This window comes from Methylobacterium sp. WL7 (assembly GCF_008040085.1).
GTDB lineage: Bacteria > Pseudomonadota > Alphaproteobacteria > Rhizobiales > Beijerinckiaceae > Methylobacterium > Methylobacterium mesophilicum.
This window is the reverse complement of record NZ_VRVG01000282.1, coordinates 1-2,109: the sequence shown is the minus strand read 5'-3', so window position 1 is coordinate 2,109 and position 2,109 is coordinate 1. Positions and strand designations below refer to the sequence as shown.

General features: G+C 69.0%; 2 protein-coding genes. Both read left to right on the top strand.

What is annotated here, in order from left to right:
* The first annotated feature begins 49 nt into the window (after positions 1 to 49).
* Entirely contained in the window at positions 50 to 844 is a 795-nt protein-coding gene (locus FV233_RS29195; RefSeq protein ID WP_147856679.1) for a TatD family hydrolase, read from the top strand.
* Positions 841 to 1,659: an MBL fold metallo-hydrolase gene (locus FV233_RS29190; protein ID WP_147856680.1), complete on the top strand. Its 819-nt coding sequence runs from the start codon at positions 841 to 843 to the stop codon at positions 1,657 to 1,659. The genes FV233_RS29195 and FV233_RS29190 overlap by 4 nt, the downstream gene beginning before the upstream one ends.
* The last annotated feature ends 450 nt before the right edge of the window (positions 1,660 to 2,109 follow it).

Sequence of the window (2,109 nt, the reverse complement as noted above, 5' to 3'; positions counted from 1 at the left end):
GGTTCGAGCGGCCCGAAACGCCGGCGGCCTGACAGCGATCCGAGACACGATGCTGATCGACAGCCACTGCCACCTCGATTTCCCGGACTTTTCCGCGGACCTGCCCGGCGTGATCGCCCGCGCCCGAGCCGCGGGCGTCACCGGCATGCTCACCATCTCGACCCGGGTCGCCCGGGCCGGGACCTATCGGGCGATCGCCGAGGCCCATCCCGAGATCTGGTTCACCATCGGCACCCATCCGGACGGGGCCGCCGAGGAGCCGGATGTGCCCGCCGAGACGATCGCGGGACTCGCGACCGCGCATCCCCGCTGCGTCGGGATCGGCGAGGCCGGGCTCGACTACCACTATCCCGACGGCGCCCCCGAGACCGTGCAGGAGCGGGTGCTGCGCGCCCATATCGCGGCGGCGCGCCTGTCCGGCCTGCCGCTCGTCATCCACGCCCGGGATGCCGACGAGCACATGGAGCGGGTGCTCACCGACGAGATGGGCAAGGCGCCGTTCCGGGCGGTGCTGCACTGCTTCTCGTCGGGCCGGCGCCTCGCCGAGGTCGGGATCGAGCTCGGGCTGTCGATCTCGTTCTCCGGCATCGTCACCTTCCGGCGCTCGCACGCTTTGCGCGACATCGCCCGGAGCGTGCCCCTGGACCGGATCCTGGTGGAGACCGACGCGCCGTTCCTCGCCCCCGAGCCGCACCGCGGGCGGACCAACGAGCCGGCCTACACGGCCGACACAGCCCGGTCGCTGGCCGAGACCCTGGGGCTGTCCGCCGAAGACTTCGCCCGGATCACCACAGCGAATTTTTTCAACTTGTTCGACAAGGCTAAACCTGCGGAGGCAGCGTGACGACTTCGGAGGATGCGCCGGCAACGCTGACTTTGCGCATCCTCGGCTGCGGCTCCTCCGGGGGGGTGCCGCGGGTCGCCAGCGGCTGGGGTGCCTGCAACCCGGAGGATCCGCGCAACCGCCGCCGCCGCTGCTCGATCCTGGTTGAGCGTGCATCCGGGGGAGGGCGGACCACCCTGCTGGTCGACACCTCGCCCGACCTGCGCGAGCAGCTCATCGACGCGGATGTGCGGCGCCTCGACGGCGTGCTCTACACCCACGCCCATGCCGACCACACCCACGGCATCGACGACCTGCGCCCGTTGGTGATCGCCATGCGGGGGCGCATCCCGGTCTATGCCGACGCCTTGACCCGGTCGCTGCTGACCACACGGTTCGGCTACTGCTTCGAGACGCCCCCCGGCAGCGCCTATCCGCCGATCCTCGATTTGCGTGACCTCCCCGACGTGCTCAGCCTCGACGGGCCGGGCGGCGCGATCACGGCCGAATCGCTCCCGGTCGAGCACGGTACGGAGGCCGCCCTCGGCTTCCGCTTCGGCCGAGCCGCCTACATGCCCGATGTCAGCCTGATCCCCGAGGCGAGCCTGGATCGGCTCCGCGGTCTCGATCTCCTGATCATCGACGCGCTGCGGGACACGCCGCACCCGACGCACTTCTCCGTGTCGGACGCACTGGCGCTGATCGAGACGGTCCAGCCCCGGCGCGCCGTGCTGACCAACCTTCACACCGACCTCGACTACGCGGCCCTGGCCGCGCGCCTGCCGGACGGGGTGGTGCCGGCCTATGACGGGATGAACCTGAGCCTCGACGCCTGAACCGCTGTTCGCGGAGAGAGACCGAATCGGCCGTCACACAGCCGTCGCCGCAGGAGTCCAAGAAAATCGGCTCCGCCCCGGAACAACCCTGTTGACGGCCGGGATTGCGCTGCGTATACACCGCTCATCGGCGCCGGCCGCGGAAGTGGCCCGGGCGCTGAGGCATCTTCTGACAGTTCAGCGGGATTGGCCGGCTTAAGAGCCGGGCGATCGCCTGTCTGTCTCTGGTGGGTGGGTCTTCGGGCCTGATCGACCGGTCTTTGACATTGTTGGATTTGAGGAAGGGAGACGCGGACGGCGTTTGTCCTTGCGGCTGGAGCTTAGGCTTCGGCGTGTGAGAGACTAGTGCCGATCGTCGTATCTCTCTTTTTGAGCTCACCGATTTCGTCGCGCTGTGAAGCGCTGCGGGATCGATTGTGAGGCTCCGTCTGAGAATTACGTGATCGGCCA